Annotated in this window: 1 protein-coding gene; it reads right to left on the bottom strand. The window is 59.8% G+C overall.

Features of this window, described 5'->3' with window-relative positions; genetic code table 11:
• The coding region (locus tag GJQ66_RS13490; RefSeq protein ID WP_230379673.1) for a GTP-binding protein at positions 1–249 on the bottom strand (249 nt) is incomplete at both ends.

The following is a 249-nucleotide window of genomic DNA, read 5'->3' as shown; positions in this document are numbered from 1 at the left end:
TTGTTCTCGCCGATTTCCGGATCACGGCCTTCCATCGCCGCAAGAGCAGAGCCTGCGATGATCGGAATGTCGTCGCCCGGGAAGTCGTAGGTCGACAGAAGTTCGCGGATTTCCATCTCAACGAGTTCCAGAAGCTCCGGATCGTCAACCTGGTCAACCTTGTTCATGAACACGACCATTGCGGGGATGCCAACCTGGCGACCCAGCAGGATGTGCTCGCGGGTCTGCGGCATCGGGCCGTCAGCAGCG

The sequence above is a fragment of the Microbacterium sp. ZXX196 genome (assembly GCF_009709595.1).
Classification (GTDB): Bacteria; Actinomycetota; Actinomycetes; order Actinomycetales; family Microbacteriaceae; genus Microbacterium; species Microbacterium excoecariae.
Note: the sequence above shows the minus strand (reverse complement) of the source record. Positions and strands in the feature narration are given on the sequence as shown.